The sequence below is a fragment of the Citrobacter telavivensis genome (assembly GCA_009363175.1).
In the GTDB taxonomy this organism is placed as follows: domain Bacteria; phylum Pseudomonadota; class Gammaproteobacteria; order Enterobacterales; family Enterobacteriaceae; genus Citrobacter_A; species Citrobacter_A telavivensis.
The window spans coordinates 834,733-851,895 of the sequence record CP045205.1 but is presented as its reverse complement, the minus strand read 5'-3'; the positions used below and the strand labels follow the sequence as shown (position 1 = coordinate 851,895).

The 17,163-nt window shown below is 54.8% G+C and carries 12 protein-coding genes, 1 tRNA gene, 2 rRNA genes and 1 riboswitch; of the genes, 4 read left to right on the top strand and 11 right to left on the bottom strand.

The window, feature by feature from the left end; all coding sequences use genetic code 11:
- Window positions 1–19: 19 nt before the first annotated feature.
- From GBC03_06275 to GBC03_06265, 3 genes are all read right to left on the bottom strand, one after another.
- Window positions 20–2,946 (bottom strand): 23S ribosomal RNA (locus GBC03_06275).
- 223 nt (window positions 2,947–3,169) lie between these two features.
- Window positions 3,170–3,245, bottom strand: a tRNA-Glu gene (locus GBC03_06270).
- Between the two features lie 75 nt (window positions 3,246–3,320).
- Window positions 3,321–4,872: ribosomal RNA gene (locus GBC03_06265) — 16S ribosomal RNA — on the bottom strand.
- Together the 16S and 23S rRNA genes with 1 tRNA gene alongside form the textbook arrangement of a ribosomal RNA operon.
- A 624-nt stretch (window positions 4,873–5,496) precedes the next feature.
- Here GBC03_06265 and purH point away from each other — a divergent pair.
- Complete coding sequence (gene purH / locus GBC03_06260) at window positions 5,497–7,086, top strand: bifunctional phosphoribosylaminoimidazolecarboxamide formyltransferase/IMP cyclohydrolase (GenBank protein QFS69838.1); 1,590 nt, start codon at window positions 5,497–5,499, stop codon at window positions 7,084–7,086.
- Window positions 7,087–7,097: 11 nt separating this feature from the next.
- Window positions 7,098–8,387, top strand: coding sequence for a phosphoribosylamine--glycine ligase (purD, locus tag GBC03_06255; protein ID QFS69837.1), 1,290 nt, complete (start codon window positions 7,098–7,100; stop codon window positions 8,385–8,387).
- Here the strand turns inward: purD and zraR are convergent.
- Together zraR and zraS are read right to left on the bottom strand one after the other, a co-directional pair.
- Window positions 8,384–9,709, bottom strand: coding sequence for a sigma-54-dependent response regulator transcription factor ZraR (gene zraR, locus GBC03_06250; GenBank protein ID QFS69836.1), 1,326 nt, complete (start codon window positions 9,707–9,709; stop codon window positions 8,384–8,386). The genes purD and zraR overlap by 4 nt on opposite strands.
- The gene (gene zraS / locus GBC03_06245; GenBank protein ID QFS73926.1) at window positions 9,706–11,112 is read right to left on the bottom strand and encodes a two-component system sensor histidine kinase ZraS; all 1,407 of its coding nucleotides are present in this window, start codon (window positions 11,110–11,112) and stop codon (window positions 9,706–9,708) included. The genes zraR and zraS overlap by 4 nt, the downstream gene beginning before the upstream one ends.
- Window positions 11,113–11,362: 250 nt before the next feature.
- Between zraS and zraP the strand changes: the two genes are divergently transcribed.
- Entirely contained in the window at window positions 11,363–11,794 is a 432-nt protein-coding gene (gene zraP / locus GBC03_06240) for a zinc resistance sensor/chaperone ZraP (GenBank protein QFS73925.1), read from the top strand.
- 85 nt (window positions 11,795–11,879) lie between these two features.
- Here the strand turns inward: zraP and GBC03_06235 are convergent, their stop codons facing one another.
- From GBC03_06235 to nudC, 6 genes are all read right to left on the bottom strand, one after another.
- Complete coding sequence (locus tag GBC03_06235; GenBank protein ID QFS73924.1) at window positions 11,880–12,575, bottom strand: DUF1481 domain-containing protein; 696 nt, start codon at window positions 12,573–12,575, stop codon at window positions 11,880–11,882.
- Between the two features lie 12 nt (window positions 12,576–12,587).
- Window positions 12,588–12,860 carry a DNA-binding protein HU-alpha gene (gene hupA / locus GBC03_06230; GenBank protein ID QFS69835.1) on the bottom strand — a complete coding sequence of 91 codons (273 nt, stop codon included), beginning with the start codon at window positions 12,858–12,860 and terminating at the stop codon, window positions 12,588–12,590.
- A 186-nt stretch (window positions 12,861–13,046) separates the two neighbouring features.
- Entirely contained in the window at window positions 13,047–13,637 is a 591-nt protein-coding gene (locus GBC03_06225; GenBank protein ID QFS69834.1) for a DUF416 family protein, read from the bottom strand.
- A gap of 41 nt (window positions 13,638–13,678) precedes the next feature.
- Window positions 13,679–14,350, bottom strand: a complete 672-nt coding sequence (locus tag GBC03_06220) for a deoxyribonuclease V (GenBank protein ID QFS69833.1) — start codon at window positions 14,348–14,350, stop codon at window positions 13,679–13,681.
- A 9-nt stretch (window positions 14,351–14,359) separates the two neighbouring features.
- The gene (hemE, locus tag GBC03_06215; GenBank protein QFS69832.1) at window positions 14,360–15,424 is read right to left on the bottom strand and encodes a uroporphyrinogen decarboxylase; all 1,065 of its coding nucleotides are present in this window, start codon (window positions 15,422–15,424) and stop codon (window positions 14,360–14,362) included.
- Window positions 15,425–15,592: 168 nt separating this feature from the next.
- Entirely contained in the window at window positions 15,593–16,366 is a 774-nt protein-coding gene (gene nudC / locus GBC03_06210; protein QFS69831.1) for an NAD(+) diphosphatase, read from the bottom strand.
- A 97-nt stretch (window positions 16,367–16,463) separates the two neighbouring features.
- On the opposite strand from nudC, the gene GBC03_06205 reads away from it, so the two are divergent.
- Window positions 16,464–16,952 (top strand): Rsd/AlgQ family anti-sigma factor, encoded by a 489-nt coding sequence (locus tag GBC03_06205; GenBank protein ID QFS69830.1) that lies wholly within the window; start codon window positions 16,464–16,466, stop codon window positions 16,950–16,952.
- A 51-nt stretch (window positions 16,953–17,003) separates the two neighbouring features.
- Window positions 17,004–17,127: riboswitch (TPP riboswitch) on the top strand.
- Window positions 17,128–17,163 lie beyond the last annotated feature (36 nt).

The window sequence follows — 17,163 nt, the reverse complement described above, 5'->3', positions numbered from 1 at the left end:
CTCAAATCCGCCAAAACATCTTCGGCGTTGTAAGGTTAAGCCTCACGGTTCATTAGTACCGGTTAGCTCAACGCATCGCTGCGCTTACACACCCGGCCTATCAACGTCGTCGTCTTCAACGTTCCTTCAGGACCCTTAAAGGGTCAGGGAGAACTCATCTCGGGGCAAGTTTCGTGCTTAGATGCTTTCAGCACTTATCTTTTCCGCATTTAGCTACCGGGCAGTGCCATTGGCATGACAACCCGAACACCAGTGATGCGTCCACTCCGGTCCTCTCGTACTAGGAGCAGCCCCCCTCAATTCTCCAGCGCCCACGGCAGATAGGGACCGAACTGTCTCACGACGTTCTAAACCCAGCTCGCGTACCACTTTAAATGGCGAACAGCCATACCCTTGGGACCTACTTCAGCCCCAGGATGTGATGAGCCGACATCGAGGTGCCAAACACCGCCGTCGATATGAACTCTTGGGCGGTATCAGCCTGTTATCCCCGGAGTACCTTTTATCCGTTGAGCGATGGCCCTTCCATTCAGAACCACCGGATCACTAAGACCTGCTTTCGCACCTGCTCGCGCCGTCACGCTCGCAGTCAAGCTAGCTTATGCCTTTGCACTAACCTCCTGATGTCCGACCAGGATTAGCTAACCTTCGTGCTCCTCCGTTACTCTTTAGGAGGAGACCGCCCCAGTCAAACTACCCACCAGACACTGTCCGCAACCCGGATTACGGGCCCACGTTAGAACACCAGCCATTAAAGGGTGGTATTTCAAGGTTGGCTCCATGCAGACTGGCGTCCACACTTCAAAGCCTCCCACCTATCCTACACATCAAGGACCAGTGTTCAGTGTCAAGCTATAGTAAAGGTTCACGGGGTCTTTCCGTCTTGCCGCGGGTACACTGCATCTTCACAGCGAGTTCAATTTCACTGAGTCTCGGGTGGAGACAGCCTGGCCATCATTACGCCATTCGTGCAGGTCGGAACTTACCCGACAAGGAATTTCGCTACCTTAGGACCGTTATAGTTACGGCCGCCGTTTACCGGGGCTTCGATCAAGAGCTTCTCCCTAAGGATAACCCCATCAATTAACCTTCCGGCACCGGGCAGGCGTCACACCGTATACGTCCACTTTCGTGTTTGCACAGTGCTGTGTTTTTAATAAACAGTTGCAGCCAGCTGGTATCTTCGACTGATTTCAGCTCCATGAGTAAATCACTTCACCTACATATCAGCGTGCCTTCTCCCGAAGTTACGGCACCATTTTGCCTAGTTCCTTCACCCGAGTTCTCTCAAGCGCCTTGGTATTCTCTACCTGACCACCTGTGTCGGTTTGGGGTACGATTTGATGTTACCTGATGCTTAGAGGCTTTTCCTGGAAGCAGGGCATTTGTTACTTCAGCACCGTAGTGCCTCGTCATCACGCCTCAGTGTTAGAGTGAACCGGATTTACCTGGAACACACACCTACACGCTTAAACCGGGACAACCGTCGCCCGGCCAACATAGCCTTCTCCGTCCCCCCTTCGCAGTAACACCAAGTACAGGAATATTAACCTGTTTCCCATCGACTACGCCTTTCGGCCTCGCCTTAGGGGTCGACTCACCCTGCCCCGATTAACGTTGGACAGGAACCCTTGGTCTTCCGGCGAGCGGGCTTTTCACCCGCTTTATCGTTACTTATGTCAGCATTCGCACTTCTGATACCTCCAGCATGCCTCACAGCACACCTTCGCAGGCTTACAGAACGCTCCCCTACCCAACAACACATAGTGTCGCTGCCGCAGCTTCGGTGCATGGTTTAGCCCCGTTACATCTTCCGCGCAGGCCGACTCGACCAGTGAGCTATTACGCTTTCTTTAAATGATGGCTGCTTCTAAGCCAACATCCTGGCTGTCTGAGCCTTCCCACATCGTTTCCCACTTAACCATGACTTTGGGACCTTAGCTGGCGGTCTGGGTTGTTTCCCTCTTCACGACGGACGTTAGCACCCGCCGTGTGTCTCCCGTGATAACATTCTTCGGTATTCGCAGTTTGCATCGGGTTGGTAAGTCGGGATGACCCCCTAGCCGAAACAGTGCTCTACCCCCGAAGATGAGTTCACGAGGCGCTACCTAAATAGCTTTCGGGGAGAACCAGCTATCTCCCGGTTTGATTGGCCTTTCACCCCCAGCCACAAGTCATCCGCTAATTTTTCAACATTAGTCGGTTCGGTCCTCCAGTTAGTGTTACCCAACCTTCAACCTGCCCATGGCTAGATCACCGGGTTTCGGGTCTATACCCTGCAACTTAACGCCCAGTTAAGACTCGGTTTCCCTTCGGCTCCCCTATTCGGTTAACCTTGCTACAGAATATAAGTCGCTGACCCATTATACAAAAGGTACGCAGTCACCCCATAAAGAGGCTCCCACTGCTTGTACGTACACGGTTTCAGGTTCTTTTTCACTCCCCTCGCCGGGGTTCTTTTCGCCTTTCCCTCACGGTACTGGTTCACTATCGGTCAGTCAGGAGTATTTAGCCTTGGAGGATGGTCCCCCCATATTCAGACAGGATACCACGTGTCCCGCCCTACTCATCGAGCTCACAACACATGCACTTTTGTGTACGGGGCTGTCACCCTGTATCGCCGGCCTTTCCAGACCGTTCCACTAACACACATGCTGATTCAGGCTCTGGGCTGCTCCCCGTTCGCTCGCCGCTACTGGGGGAATCTCGGTTGATTTCTTTTCCTCGGGGTACTTAGATGTTTCAGTTCCCCCGGTTCGCCTCGTTAAGCTATGTATTCACTTAACGATAGTGCAACGAATTGCACTGGGTTTCCCCATTCGGACATCGCCGGCTATAACGGTTCATATCACCTTACCGACGCTTTTCGCAGATTAGCACGTCCTTCATCGCCTCTGACTGCCAGGGCATCCACCGTGTACGCTTAGTCGCTTAACCTCACAACCCGAAGATGTTTCGTAAAACACCGTCAGTGTTGTGAAAATTTGAGAGACTCGAACACACATTAACTGTGTGTCGTTTCAATTTTCAGCTTGATCCAGATTTTTAAAGAGCAAATATCTCAAACATGACTCTGAAGTCAGTTTTGAGATATTAAGGCAGGTGACTTTCACTCACAAACCAGCAAGTGGCGTCCCCTGGGAGGTTTGCACCTCATCAGTTTGAACGCTGGCGTCCCCTAGGGGATTCGAACCCCTGTTACCGCCGTGAAAGGGCGGTGTCCTGGGCCTCTAGACGAAGGGGACACTGAAGTCTCAATCGCAAGACGCCTTGCTATTCACTTTTCATCAGACAATCTGTGTGAGCACTACAAAGGCAGGTTCTTTAAGGTAAGGAGGTGATCCAACCGCAGGTTCCCCTACGGTTACCTTGTTACGACTTCACCCCAGTCATGAATCACAAAGTGGTAAGCGCCCTCCCGAAGGTTAAGCTACCTACTTCTTTTGCAACCCACTCCCATGGTGTGACGGGCGGTGTGTACAAGGCCCGGGAACGTATTCACCGTGGCATTCTGATCCACGATTACTAGCGATTCCGACTTCATGGAGTCGAGTTGCAGACTCCAATCCGGACTACGACATACTTTATGAGGTCCGCTTACTCTCGCGAGGTCGCTTCTCTTTGTATATGCCATTGTAGCACGTGTGTAGCCCTGGTCGTAAGGGCCATGATGACTTGACGTCATCCCCACCTTCCTCCAGTTTATCACTGGCAGTCTCCTTTGAGTTCCCGGCCGGACCGCTGGCAACAAAGGATAAGGGTTGCGCTCGTTGCGGGACTTAACCCAACATTTCACAACACGAGCTGACGACAGCCATGCAGCACCTGTCTCACAGTTCCCGAAGGCACCCTCGTATCTCTACAAGGTTCTGTGGATGTCAAGACCAGGTAAGGTTCTTCGCGTTGCATCGAATTAAACCACATGCTCCACCGCTTGTGCGGGCCCCCGTCAATTCATTTGAGTTTTAACCTTGCGGCCGTACTCCCCAGGCGGTCTATTTAACGCGTTAGCTCCGGAAGCCACTCCTCAAGGGAACAACCTCCAAATAGACATCGTTTACGGCGTGGACTACCAGGGTATCTAATCCTGTTTGCTCCCCACGCTTTCGCACCTGAGCGTCAGTCTTCGTCCAGGGGGCCGCCTTCGCCACCGGTATTCCTCCAGATCTCTACGCATTTCACCGCTACACCTGGAATTCTACCCCCCTCTACGAGACTCAAGCCTGCCAGTTTCGAATGCAGTTCCCAGGTTGAGCCCGGGGATTTCACATCCGACTTGACAGACCGCCTGCGTGCGCTTTACGCCCAGTAATTCCGATTAACGCTTGCACCCTCCGTATTACCGCGGCTGCTGGCACGGAGTTAGCCGGTGCTTCTTCTGCGGGTAACGTCAATTGCTGCGGTTATTAACCACAACACCTTCCTCCCCGCTGAAAGTACTTTACAACCCGAAGGCCTTCTTCATACACGCGGCATGGCTGCATCAGGCTTGCGCCCATTGTGCAATATTCCCCACTGCTGCCTCCCGTAGGAGTCTGGACCGTGTCTCAGTTCCAGTGTGGCTGGTCATCCTCTCAGACCAGCTAGGGATCGTCGCCTTGGTGAGCCGTTACCTCACCAACTAGCTAATCCCATCTGGGCACATCCGATGGCAAGAGGCCCGAAGGTCCCCCTCTTTGGTCTTGCGACGTTATGCGGTATTAGCTACCGTTTCCAGTAGTTATCCCCCTCCATCGGGCAGTTTCCCAGACATTACTCACCCGTCCGCCACTCGTCAGCAAAGCAGCAAGCTGCTTCCTGTTACCGTTCGACTTGCATGTGTTAGGCCTGCCGCCAGCGTTCAATCTGAGCCATGATCAAACTCTTCAATTTAAGTTTGATGCTCGTAGAATTAAACTTCGTAATGAATTACGTGTTCACTCTTTGAGACTTGGTATTCATTTATCGTCCGAGGACGTTAAGAATCCATGTCACTTTGAGTGCCCACACAGATTGTCTGATAAATTGTTAAAGAGCAGTTGCGACGCGCTTTAGCGCTCTGTCGCGAGGTGGCGTATACTACGCTTTCCTCTTTCAGAGTCAATCTTTTTTCAGGATTTTTCTCTTCAATCTCACTGGCGTTTTTCTGTGAAGTGATTCACATCCGCCGTGTCGATGGAGGCGCATTATAGGGAGTTCCCGAGCATCCGCAATAGAAAAATGTCAGAAAAATGACTGACTGCTGCATTCCCCAGCAAAACCCCGCCTTATACCCTTTTACACACAGACTTATCCACAATTATAAGGATCATTTGCCGGATCTTCTCTGTCGTATGGGATCGTTATAGAGAGAAAATGAGCGCCAGAATCGAAAAAGAAAAATTCGCGAGCGTTGCGCAAACGTTTTCGTTACAATGCCACCGCAAAACAAGGATGCCCCGTAAGGGGCGTTAGCTAAGTTTTTCACGAAAAATTCAGCTAACGCTCTCTGTAATCGTCAAATCCAGGGGATTTACCATGCAACAACGTCGTCCAGTCCGCCGCGCTCTGCTCAGTGTTTCTGACAAAGCCGGTATCGTCGAATTCGCCCAGGCACTTTCCGCACGTGGTGTGGAGCTGCTGTCGACAGGGGGCACTGCCCGTCTGTTAGCAGAGAAAGGTCTGCCGGTGACCGAAGTTTCCGATTACACCGGTTTCCCGGAAATGATGGATGGACGCGTGAAGACCCTGCATCCTAAAGTGCACGGCGGCATTCTCGGTCGTCGCGGCAAGGATGACGGGATTATGGAACAGCACGGCATCGCCCCCATCGATATGGTGGTTGTTAACCTTTATCCGTTCGCCCAGACCGTTGCCCGCGAAGGCTGCTCACTGGAAGATGCGGTAGAGAACATCGATATCGGCGGACCGACGATGGTGCGCTCCGCCGCGAAGAACCATAAAGATGTCGCTATCGTTGTGAAGAGCAGCGACTACGACGCCATTATTAACGAGATGGATGCCAACGACGGTTCTCTGACTCTCGACACCCGTTTCGACCTCGCGATTAAAGCCTTCGAACACACCGCCGCCTACGACAGCATGATTGCCAACTACTTTGGCAGCATGGTTCCGGCCTATCACGGTGAAAGCAAAGAAGCCGCAGGTCGCTTCCCGCGTACGCTGAATCTGAACTTTATTAAGAAGCAGGACATGCGCTACGGCGAAAACAGCCACCAGCAGGCTGCCTTCTATATAGAAGAGAATGTGAAAGAAGCCTCCGTCGCGACCGCTCAGCAGGTTCAGGGCAAAGCGCTTTCCTATAACAACATCGCTGATACCGACGCGGCGCTGGAGTGTGTAAAAGAGTTTAGCGAGCCGGCCTGCGTGATCGTCAAACACGCCAACCCCTGCGGCGTCGCGGTCAGCACCTCAATTCTGGATGCTTACGATCGCGCGTATAAAACGGACCCGACCTCTGCCTTTGGCGGCATCATCGCCTTTAACCGCGAGCTGGATGCTGAAACCGCGCAGGCCATCATCTCCCGTCAGTTTGTCGAGGTGATTATCGCCCCGTCCGCCACCGAAGATGCGCTGAAAATCACCGCCGCCAAGCAGAACGTTCGCGTCCTGACCTGCGGCCAGTGGGCTGAACGCGTGCCGGGCCTGGATTTCAAACGTGTTAACGGCGGTCTGCTGGTTCAGGACCGCGATCTGGGTATGGTCACCGCCGGTGAACTGCGCGTGGTGACGAAGCGCCAGCCGACTGAACAGGAACTGCGTGACGCGCTGTTCTGCTGGAAAGTCGCGAAGTTCGTTAAATCCAACGCCATTGTTTACGCCAAAGAGAACATGACCATCGGCATTGGCGCAGGCCAGATGAGCCGCGTCTACTCGGCCAAAATTGCCGGGATCAAAGCCGCTGATGAAGGTCTGGAAGTGAAAGGCTCCGCCATGGCATCCGACGCTTTCTTCCCGTTCCGCGATGGTATTGATGCCGCCGCCGCCGTTGGCGTGAGCTGCGTTATCCAGCCGGGCGGTTCCATCCGTGATGATGAAGTCATTGCCGCCGCTGACGAACACGGCATTGCAATGATCTTCACCGACATGCGCCACTTCCGCCATTAATGGAGCGAGATATGAAAGTATTAGTTATCGGCAATGGCGGGCGCGAGCACGCTCTGGCATGGAAAGCCGCTCAGTCACCGAAAGTGGCAACCGTATTTGTTGCGCCGGGTAACGCCGGCACCGCGCTGGAACCGACGCTGCAAAACGTCGCCATCAGCGCGACCGATATTCCAGCGCTGCTGAGCTTTGCCCAGAGTGAAAAGATCGACCTGACGATCGTCGGCCCGGAAGCGCCGCTGGTGAAAGGCGTGGTCGATACTTTCCGTGCAGCAGGCCTGAACATCTTCGGTCCAACCGCAGGTGCCGCTCAGTTGGAAGGCTCCAAAGCGTTCACCAAGGATTTCCTTGCACGCCACCAGATCCCGACGGCCGAATACCAGAACTTCACCGAAATTGAGCCTGCACTGGCGTATCTGCGTGAGAAAGGCGCGCCGATCGTCATTAAGGCTGACGGTCTGGCAGCCGGTAAAGGCGTGATTGTCGCGATGACGCTGGAAGAGGCCGAGGCCGCCGTACATGACATGCTGGCAGGCAACGCGTTTGGCGATGCGGGTCATCGCATCGTGATTGAAGAGTTTCTTGATGGCGAAGAAGCCAGCTTTATCGTGATGGTCGACGGCGAACACGTCTTGCCGATGGCGACCAGTCAGGATCATAAACGCGTCGGCGATGGCGATACCGGCCTGAACACCGGCGGAATGGGCGCTTACTCCCCAGCTCCGGTGGTCACGGATATCGTCCACCAGCGCACGATGGAACGCATCATCTGGCCTACCGTGAAAGGCATGGCGGCAGAAGGCAACACCTATACCGGTTTCCTGTATGCCGGTCTGATGATCGACAAACAGGGCAATCCGAAGGTGATTGAATTCAACTGCCGCTTTGGGGACCCGGAAACGCAGCCCATCATGCTGCGCATGAAGTCCGATCTGGTTGAGCTCTGCCTGGCCGCCTGCGAAGGCAAACTGGATGAGCAAAAATCAGAGTGGGATGAACGCGCCTCGCTCGGCGTCGTGATGGCGGCAGGCGGTTATCCTGGCGATTACCGCACCGGTGACGTGATCCACGGTCTGCCGTTGGAAGACGTGGCAGACGGTAAAGTGTTCCACGCAGGGACCAAACTTGCCGATGACGAGCAGGTTGTCACCAGCGGAGGTCGTGTACTGTGCGTTACCGCGCTGGGTGACACCGTGGCCGACGCGCAGAAACGCGCCTATGCCTTAATGACCGATATCCACTGGGACGACTGTTTCTGCCGTAAAGATATCGGCTGGCGCGCCATCGAGCGTGAACAGCACTAACGCAAGAGCTTCGCCAGTAGCGTTTTTCGCGTAATCCCTAACTGACGGGCGGCTTCCGTTTTATTGCCGCCCGTTTTCTCCAGCGCCGCCAGAATCACCTCTTTTTCGACTTCCACCAGCGGCTGAATGGCCCGATCCGCTACGAACGGCAGCGGCTGACTCGCAATCGACAGCGGCAACTCGCGCTCAGAGATGTACTCTCCGGTCAGTAGGACCACCGAACGTTCAATGGCATTTTCCAGTTCGCGAATATTCCCCGGCCAGTCGTAATGAATCAGCAGATCCATTGCCCGGGGGGTAAACCCTTTTACGACCTTACGGTTGCGTTTAGCAAACCGCTGGAGAAAGTGGTCAGCCAGCAGGGGGATATCTTCCTGCCGCTGACGCAGCGCCGGTGTTTCAATCGTCACGACGTTCAGGCGGTAGTAGAGATCCTGACGAAAGCGCCCGGCCTGCACCTCTTCCTCCAGACAGCGATGGGTTGCGGCAATCAGACGGACATCAACCGAGAGCGTCTGGTTGCTGCCCACGCGCTGAACTTCGCGTTCCTGAATCGCCCGCAGCAACCGCACCTGCATCATCGGCGAGATATCGCCAATCTCATCAAGAAACAACGTGCCGCCGTTGGCTTCGACAAAGCGCCCTTCCCGGCGTTTGTCGGCACCGGTAAATGCCCCTTTTTCATGGCCAAACAGTTCAGATTCCAGCAGCGATTCGTTGAGTGCCGCGCAGTTCAGCGTCACCAGCGGTTTGTCGCTCCGCGCGCTGCTGGCATGCAGCGCGCGCGCCACCAGCTCTTTCCCGGTACCGGAGTCGCCATGAATCAGCACTGTCGCATCCGAAGGCGCGACCATCGCAATCTCACTCAGCAGTTGCTGCATCGCCGGGCTTTTACCAACCATCCCAAACTGCGAGGCGGAAACGGAGGGCAGCTCGCTGGCGGGCTCTCGCGTATGCGCCAGCGCATTTTCCAGCGTCGTTTGTAGATGGTCAAAATCCAGCGGTTTGATTAAGTAATCCAGCGCGCCGGTCTTCAGCGCCTCTACCGCCGTCTCCACGCTGGAGAATGCCGTCATGATCAGAACCGGAATGGCCGGGTTCAGCGCTTTGATCTCTTTCAGCGTCTCGATGCCGTCCATCTCAGCCATGCGTACATCGCACAGCACGAGGTCAAAGACGTGGTCACGCACCAGCTCGAGTGCGGCTCGTCCACTGTAGGCCAGCGCGACGTCATAGCCCCATCCTCGTAGTAATGCCTGTAAAATGGTGCAGTGGCTGACGTCATCATCCACCACCAGAATGTCGATCTTTGCGCGAATCATCCTTGTGAATCCTTACGTGTTAACGTCACCGGGAGCCAGAGGGTGAACGTTGCGCCCTGACCTGGCGGGCTGTCGGCCTGAATCGTCCCGCCATGCTGTTCAATGATGTTCTGTACCACCGCCAGCCCCAGCCCCGTACCGTCCGCTTTGGTCGTGAAATAAGGGGTGAAAATGGCGGCCAGCTGTTCCGCCGCAATCCCTTTCCCGCTGTCGGCAACGGTGATTTTAACGCGATCGGCTCCGCTTGTGCTTGCCTCAACGCGAATGGTCCCCTGACTCTCGATGGCTTGAATTGCATTCAGATAAAGATTCAGCAGTACCTGCGTCAGCCTGTCCGGGTCGGCCTGAATAAGCGGTAGCGCAGGGTCAGGCACAAATTGCAGATCGATCGCCCGATTCTGCGCGTCCTGGCTAACTAGCTGGAGAGAGTGAGCGATCACCGCATTGAGATCCACCGACTGCAAGGATAAATGTGCGGGCTTCACCAGTTCCAGCAGTTCGCTTACCACCCGGTTTAAACGGTCGGCCTCTTTCGCCATCACCTGCGCCAGTTCATGCGCTTCACCGCCAGCCGGCGCGCGTTCGGCAAAGTACTTTGCCAGCCCTTTGATAGATGACAACGGATTACGAATCTCATGCGCGACGCCTGCCGCCAGATGCCCGAGCGCTACCAGCTTCTCTTTGCGGTTCATCTCATCCAACAAAAGCTGGCGAGAACGCAGGTAGCGCCGGTACCAGAAAAACGTCAGGAGGGTCGCCAGTAGCACGGTGGTCAGCGCGAAAAGCATAATCAGCGTATTGCGCCACTCACGCGCCTGCGTCACTGCCAGCTCACTGGCATCAAAGGCGATAAAAATAGATTGATGGGCAGCGTCAGACATTGCGCCATTACCACGCGACATCCCTCGCATACCGTGCCGACCCGCGAAAAACAGCGGCTGGAACTGACGATAGATCTCCAGCGCCGGAATGGCTTCCCCCTGCGCGTCCGTCGCGTTAACCGGACGCCAGCGCGCCTCTTCTCCCGGATGTAATGTTTGCATTTCTGCTGGCGAGTAGAGCGTTCTCCCGACCTGGGCAGGATCGCTGTGCATCACCACGTTGCCCTGCGCATCCGTCACGGCAAACCACAGTACGCCAGGCTGCCCCGCCATCTCTTCGAGCAGCGTTTGCTGCTGGGCATGATGCATCCGCATGCCCATCCCGACGCGCGACCCCGACTCCAGCGCACGGATTAGCACACTGCCCTTTTCCAGCAGCGTCTGCCGCGCCGCGTCACTTTCGCGCCCGTAATCGCGGATCACCATCACGGCAAATAGCCCAACCAGAATCAGGATGACGGCGGGTAGCCCCCCGCTCAACCATCGGGCTACCGTATCCTTATGTTCTCGCATCATTCTCATCAGCTCTGAGTGACTCAATCCCTTCTTTGCTTCAGCAGAAATCATGCCACTTTTCGCGGTCCGTATCCCGGTCCTGGTACACAAACTGCCGACACCACCGGGTAAAAATGACCCGCTGCCTCTTTCCAGCGAGTCATTTTTACCCGCCTTGCGCCCCCGCGCGTCGCCAGAACCCACGCTGGACGGGAAAAATCGGCCTGGCACGGAAGATGCAATACGGAAGATAAGACCACCCACAGGAGGATCAATGATGAAACGGAACACGAAAGCAGGCCTGGCGCTGATCGCCCTCTCTCTAATGGTACTGGGCTCCAGCCCCGCACTGGCACAGCATCACTGGGGGAACGGCGGCGGCATGTGGCAACAAAATGGTAGTGGACTGAGCGCAGAGCAACAGACTGCCGCGCAAAAAATCCACAATGATTTTTACAACCAGACTAACGCCCTGCGCCAGCAACTGATGTCCAAACGCTATGAGTACAACGCGCTGTTAGCGACGAATCCGCCGGATACCGCCAAAATCAATGCGGTGGCGAAAGAGATGGAATCCTTAAGACAGTCACTGGATGAACAGCGGGTGAAACGGGATGTCGCAATGGCTCAGGCCGGAGTCCCTGGCGGTATGGGAATGGGTTACGGCGGATGCGGTGGCGGCGGTCACATGGGAATGGGGCGCTGGTAATCGCTGATGGCCGGATGGCGGATTTGCCTTATCCGGCCTACGACAGACACGCTGTAGGCTTGATGAGCGTAGCGCCATCAGGCATTCAAAACGTTTTTTCTTTTGGCTGCCAGTGGCAGAAGTCGGAATTCGCCACCAGCAGAAGCTGTGCCCCTTCGGGTGCCTCCAGCCATGCCACGCTGACATCAACAGATGAACGGCGCTGGCGGCGCTCAATATGACTCATCGCCCTGGCGTCTAAATCGGGTTTAATCGTCTCGCCTTCGCAGGTGGTAACCGCATGTTCAGCGGCATGCCAGCGTCCTTGACGCAATACCACCCGCCCCTGACGCAATGCATCGCTGGTCTGGCGGATCTGCTCGGCACGATAACGGTATAATTCGATTTGATCGTTCGACAACTGCTGTTTACGGCCATCGACTTCGCGCTGCATAAAGCTCAGCTCGCCGCGATCGTCAAAACGCACGCGGATATGTTCCGGCGGTTCGCCATAAATATTGAGTTCTATCAGTGAAAGGGAATCACCCTGCCAACGGTACTCGCTGGTTGTGGTACTGCCATTACGCCACGGGCTAAAGACGGAAAGCAAATGGACGCCATCTGCGGCATCTTTACGCCAGATACGCACCGCACCCTGATTGTCAGCAAACCCACTGGCGGTAAACGGTGGAAGAGAGCTGTTATGGCTACAGGCCGTCAGCAACAGCACGCCCGCTAACGTCAACATGCGACGCCAGACAGACGAAAGGGGCGAAACCGCCCCTTCATTAAAACTGTTCACAGCCACGCGGTCTTACTTAACTGCGTCTTTCAGTGCTTTACCAGAAACAAACGCCGGTACGTTAGCTGCGGCGATTTTGATTTCTTTACCGGTCTGCGGGTTGCGGCCAGTGCGCTCAGCACGGTGGTTCACTTTGAAGGTACCGAAACCAACCAGTTGTACAGCATCGCCTTCTTTCAGAGACTCAGTAATAGCAGCCAGAGTGGATTCCAGAGCAGCTTTAGCCTGGGTTTTGGACAGTTCTGCTTTGTCTGCAATTACATCAATCAGTTGAGTCTTGTTCATAAGTTATCCTTACAATGTGTTTATCGCTTGCTAAGCATCGAGTGCGACGGAAATGCCAGAAAAGCACTCTCCTGCATACACGCACCGATAGCCACTTTTTTTCGCCCTCCAAATGTAGACCAGACGGGGGGCGGAAGGGAAGCCTCCAGGTACGACAATTCAGAAGTTAAATCACGTTTTCGTGTCTTACTGCTGCAAATTTATACCGATATTGCTCTCGCCAGCCTCACGCAGGTCTGCTCTAAGCCCTTTTATCAGTTCAATGTCGCGTTCTTCGCAGTCTGCTAAAAGTCGGAATATTTCCCACTGAATATCCCACTCCTGCTCCACCGCCGGGTTATCGTTGAGCTCTTCATCGCTCATTTCTCGACCAGCCTGGGTCATTTCCAGCATCGCAACCGTGGTAATGGAGGTCTTACTGACTTCAATGGCGTGTTCCAGCGTCTCACCGCTCAGACGAGAATGCACCAATTCGCTTAACGCCACGCAGGCATCAATGGCCGGATAAACTCCGTACAGGTCATAATCATCAGCCGTCGGGATCGCTTCTTCAAACTTCTCCAGTTGGCTGTCGAAATTCACTTTCGCGTCTTTGACCGTCAGCGTCTCCCAGATCAGGTCCAGAATACGACGGTAGACCTGTCCGTCGCCAAACCCGGTCTGTTGGCAGAACATGGCATAGTTCGGGTACATGCGCTCACACAGGCAGGCCATAAAAGTGACATGCTGCCAGCTTTCCAGACGTTCCAGACGCAGATGAATCGGGTTTTGTAACATGATGAATTCTCAAATCAGAAATTAGCGGCAGTGTACATCAATCAGGGCTGGATTTCCTGCCATCGCATAAACGCCGGACGTTCTGATGCCACGGCATCCGCCCAGCGGGTCGGTTCCGGCAGACGATAGCCGTTCATACAGCGCTGTACCCACGCCAGAGCGCTGTCCAGCCCAACGCGATGGCCTGTTGAGATAAACAGCGGATTACAGCGCGCTTTGCTGCGCCAGACCCATGCCAGTTGTTCATTTTTGTCCATCAGCGGCGACAATGCGCCAGGTTCGGCACCGGGGGGCTCAAACGTACCGCACAGACGCTTTTTCGCCACGCCAATGGTCGGCACATCGACCAGCAGCCCAAAGTGGCTGGCCACTCCGAGACGACGCGGATGGGAGATACCGTGTCCATCCACAAACAGCAAATCAGGTTTTTGCGACAATTGCGCCCACGAGGCCAGCAGCGCGGGCGTCTCGCGAAAGGAGAGAAAGCCAGGGATATAGGGCATGGTGGTGGCGATGCGCGCCACCTGGTATTCGAGCAGTTCCAGCGAGGGATATTTCAGCAACACGATCGCAGCTCGCGTCACTTCTCCGCCCTGCTCAAACCCCACGTCGGCACCGGCGATCAGACCCGGTGGCGTGTTATCGAGACGATCCGTCCGGATCACCGATGAGGCCAGTTCAAGCTGCTGAGCACGTAGCGACGCGAGATCCATACTGACGCCCTATTTGTGATACTGCGCAGATAAGCGGTGAACCGCCTCCACAAAGACGCCTGCGTGTTCTGGCGGCACGTCCTGATGAATGCCGTGACCGAGGTTAAAGACGTGGCCTTCGCCCTGGCCGAAACCGGAGAGGATCGTCGCCACCTCTTCTTCGATACGCGCCGCAGGCGCATAGAGCATCGACGGATCCATGTTGCCCTGCAAGGCCACTTTGTGCCCGACACGACGACGCGCATCGGCAATATCGGTGGTCCAGTCGAGTCCGAGCGCATCGCAGCCGGTTTCCGCCATCGCTTCAAGCCATTGTCCGCCACCTTTGGTAAACAGCGTCACCGGCACGCGGCGACCGTCGTGTTCACGTAGCAGACCATCGACGATTTTATGCATGTAATACAGCGAGAACTGCTGATAATCGCGCCCGGTCAGTACGCCGCCCCAGGTGTCGAAAATCATCACCGACTGCGCACCCGCTTTGATTTGGGCATTGAGGTACAGCGTAACGCTCTTCGCCAGCTTATCGAGCAGCGCATGCAGCGTTTTCGGGTCGGCATACATCATCTTTTTAATCACGGTAAAGGCTTTGCTGCTCCCGCCTTCGACCATGTAAGTCGCCAGCGTCCACGGACTGCCGGAGAAACCAATCAGCGGCACGTCGCCTTTCAGCTCGCGACGAATCGTGCGTACCGCGTTCATCACGTAGCCCAGTTCATCTTCAGGATCGGGAACCGGCAGTTTGTCGACATCGGCTTTGCAGGCCACCGGGGCGGTGAAACGCGGACCTTCGCCGGCTTCAAAATAAAGCCCCAGCCCCATCGCATCCGGAATAGTCAGAATATCCGAGAAGAGGATCGCCGCATCAAGCGGATAACGGCGCAGCGGCTGGAGTGTCACTTCGCAGGCCAGTTCCGCATTTTTGCACAGCGACATAAAATCGCCCGCCTCTGTGCGGGTGGCTTTATATTCAGGTAAATAGCGGCCCGCCTGGCGCATCATCCATACCGGGGTGACATCAACGGGCTGGCGCAGCAGCGCACGCAGATAACGATCGTTCTTCAGTTCGGTCATTTTTGCAGTTCCTTATTGCGTCAGGCCGCCAGTGTATACACAAAATCATTCAGAGTGGAGCAAGGCGACAACTGAATGAATCCCCAGGAGCTTACTCAGGTAAGTGACTGGGGTGATTGAAGGCAGTCAACGAAGGGCCACTTTGAAGGATGAAGTGTATCACGTGATTCATTCATACTCAGCCCGACAGATTGCCACGGTATCTTCGATCAGACGCCGTGCGACGGTGCCCGGTGGCGGCAGGAGCGGTAAATCATCGTAACGATACCAGTTAGCCTCCAGCAGCTCTTTCGGATCGATGACTATCTCGCCACTGTCGTACTCCGCCATAAATGCGGTCATCAGCGACATCGGGAAAGGCCACGGCTGCGAGGTCACATAGCGCAGGTTTTTCACTTTGATACCGCTCTCTTCCATTACCTCACGCGCCACCGCCTGTTCCAGGGTTTCGCCCACCTCAACGAACCCGGCGAGCACGGTATGCACGCCGTTACGGTGGCGTACGTGTTGGGCAAGCAGGATGGAATCATCGCGGCGGATAGCGACAATAATGCAGGGGGCGATTTGCGGATAGTAACGTTCGCGGCAGTGGGTACAGAGCATCGCCCACTCGGTTTTACTGGGATGCATGGGGTGTCCGCAGTAGCCGCAGAACTTATGCGATCGATAAAACTCGGCCAGTTGTACACCGCGCCCCGCCAGTTGAAACAGACCCGCATCCTGATCGAGCACCTGGCGAACCGATCCCATCTCGTGACGCCGATGCTGTAGCACCAGCCAGACAGCCTCTCCTTCCCACTCTCCGATATGCAGCGCAGGCTGCCCAACAAGATCGAAATTTGTCGCGGCGCCATGTGGCAATTCACCGTGAGGCAACCATAATTTTTGCTCATGGCTGACTATCCACCAGCCGCTGTCTAATTTTTCAATAATACGATCCATAGCTCTTGCACTACCTTTGCTTCACTGGCATGTTGATAACATTATTTTTACAATTCCTGCGTGAGCAGTTTTAAAATCCACACTTGCGGAGTCAATCATGCTAAACCAGCTGGAAGACCTGACAGAGCGCGTCAGAGGAAGTAACAAACTGGTTGATCGCTGGCTACATATACGTAAGCACCTGCTCGTGGCTTACTACAATCTGGTTGGCATTAAGCCTGGCAAAGAATCGTACATGCGGCTGAATGAAAAAGCGCTGGATGATTTTTGTCAGAGCCTGGTCGATTATCTCTCCACCGGACACTTCAGTATTTATGAACGTATTCTCCATAAATTGGAAGGTAACGGGCAGCTTTTAAAAGCGACAAAAATTTGGCCGCTACTGGAAGCTAACACACAACGCATCATGGACTATTATGACTCCAGCCTGGAAACGGCGATAGATCACGATAACTGCCTGGAGTTTCAACAGGTTTTGTCCGATCTCGGCGAAGCGCTGGAAGCCCGGTTTGCCCTTGAAGATAAGCTTATCATGCTGGTATTTGACGCCATGCACGACAACGCCGTCATCAAACGTCCTGCTTGAGTTTTGCGTGACTAACGCGTAATTTACAAACGTCCCCCTCTTCTGAGGGGTGTTATCTTGTCGGAGTGCTTATTTTCCACGAAAGCGTGAAGTGGAAAAGGCTGAGACCGTTAATTCGGGATCCGCGGAACCTGATCAGGTTAAAACCTGCGAAGGGAACAAGAGTAATTCTGCTTTATGCGTAAGCCTTAACGGGCGGCGCACATCTATT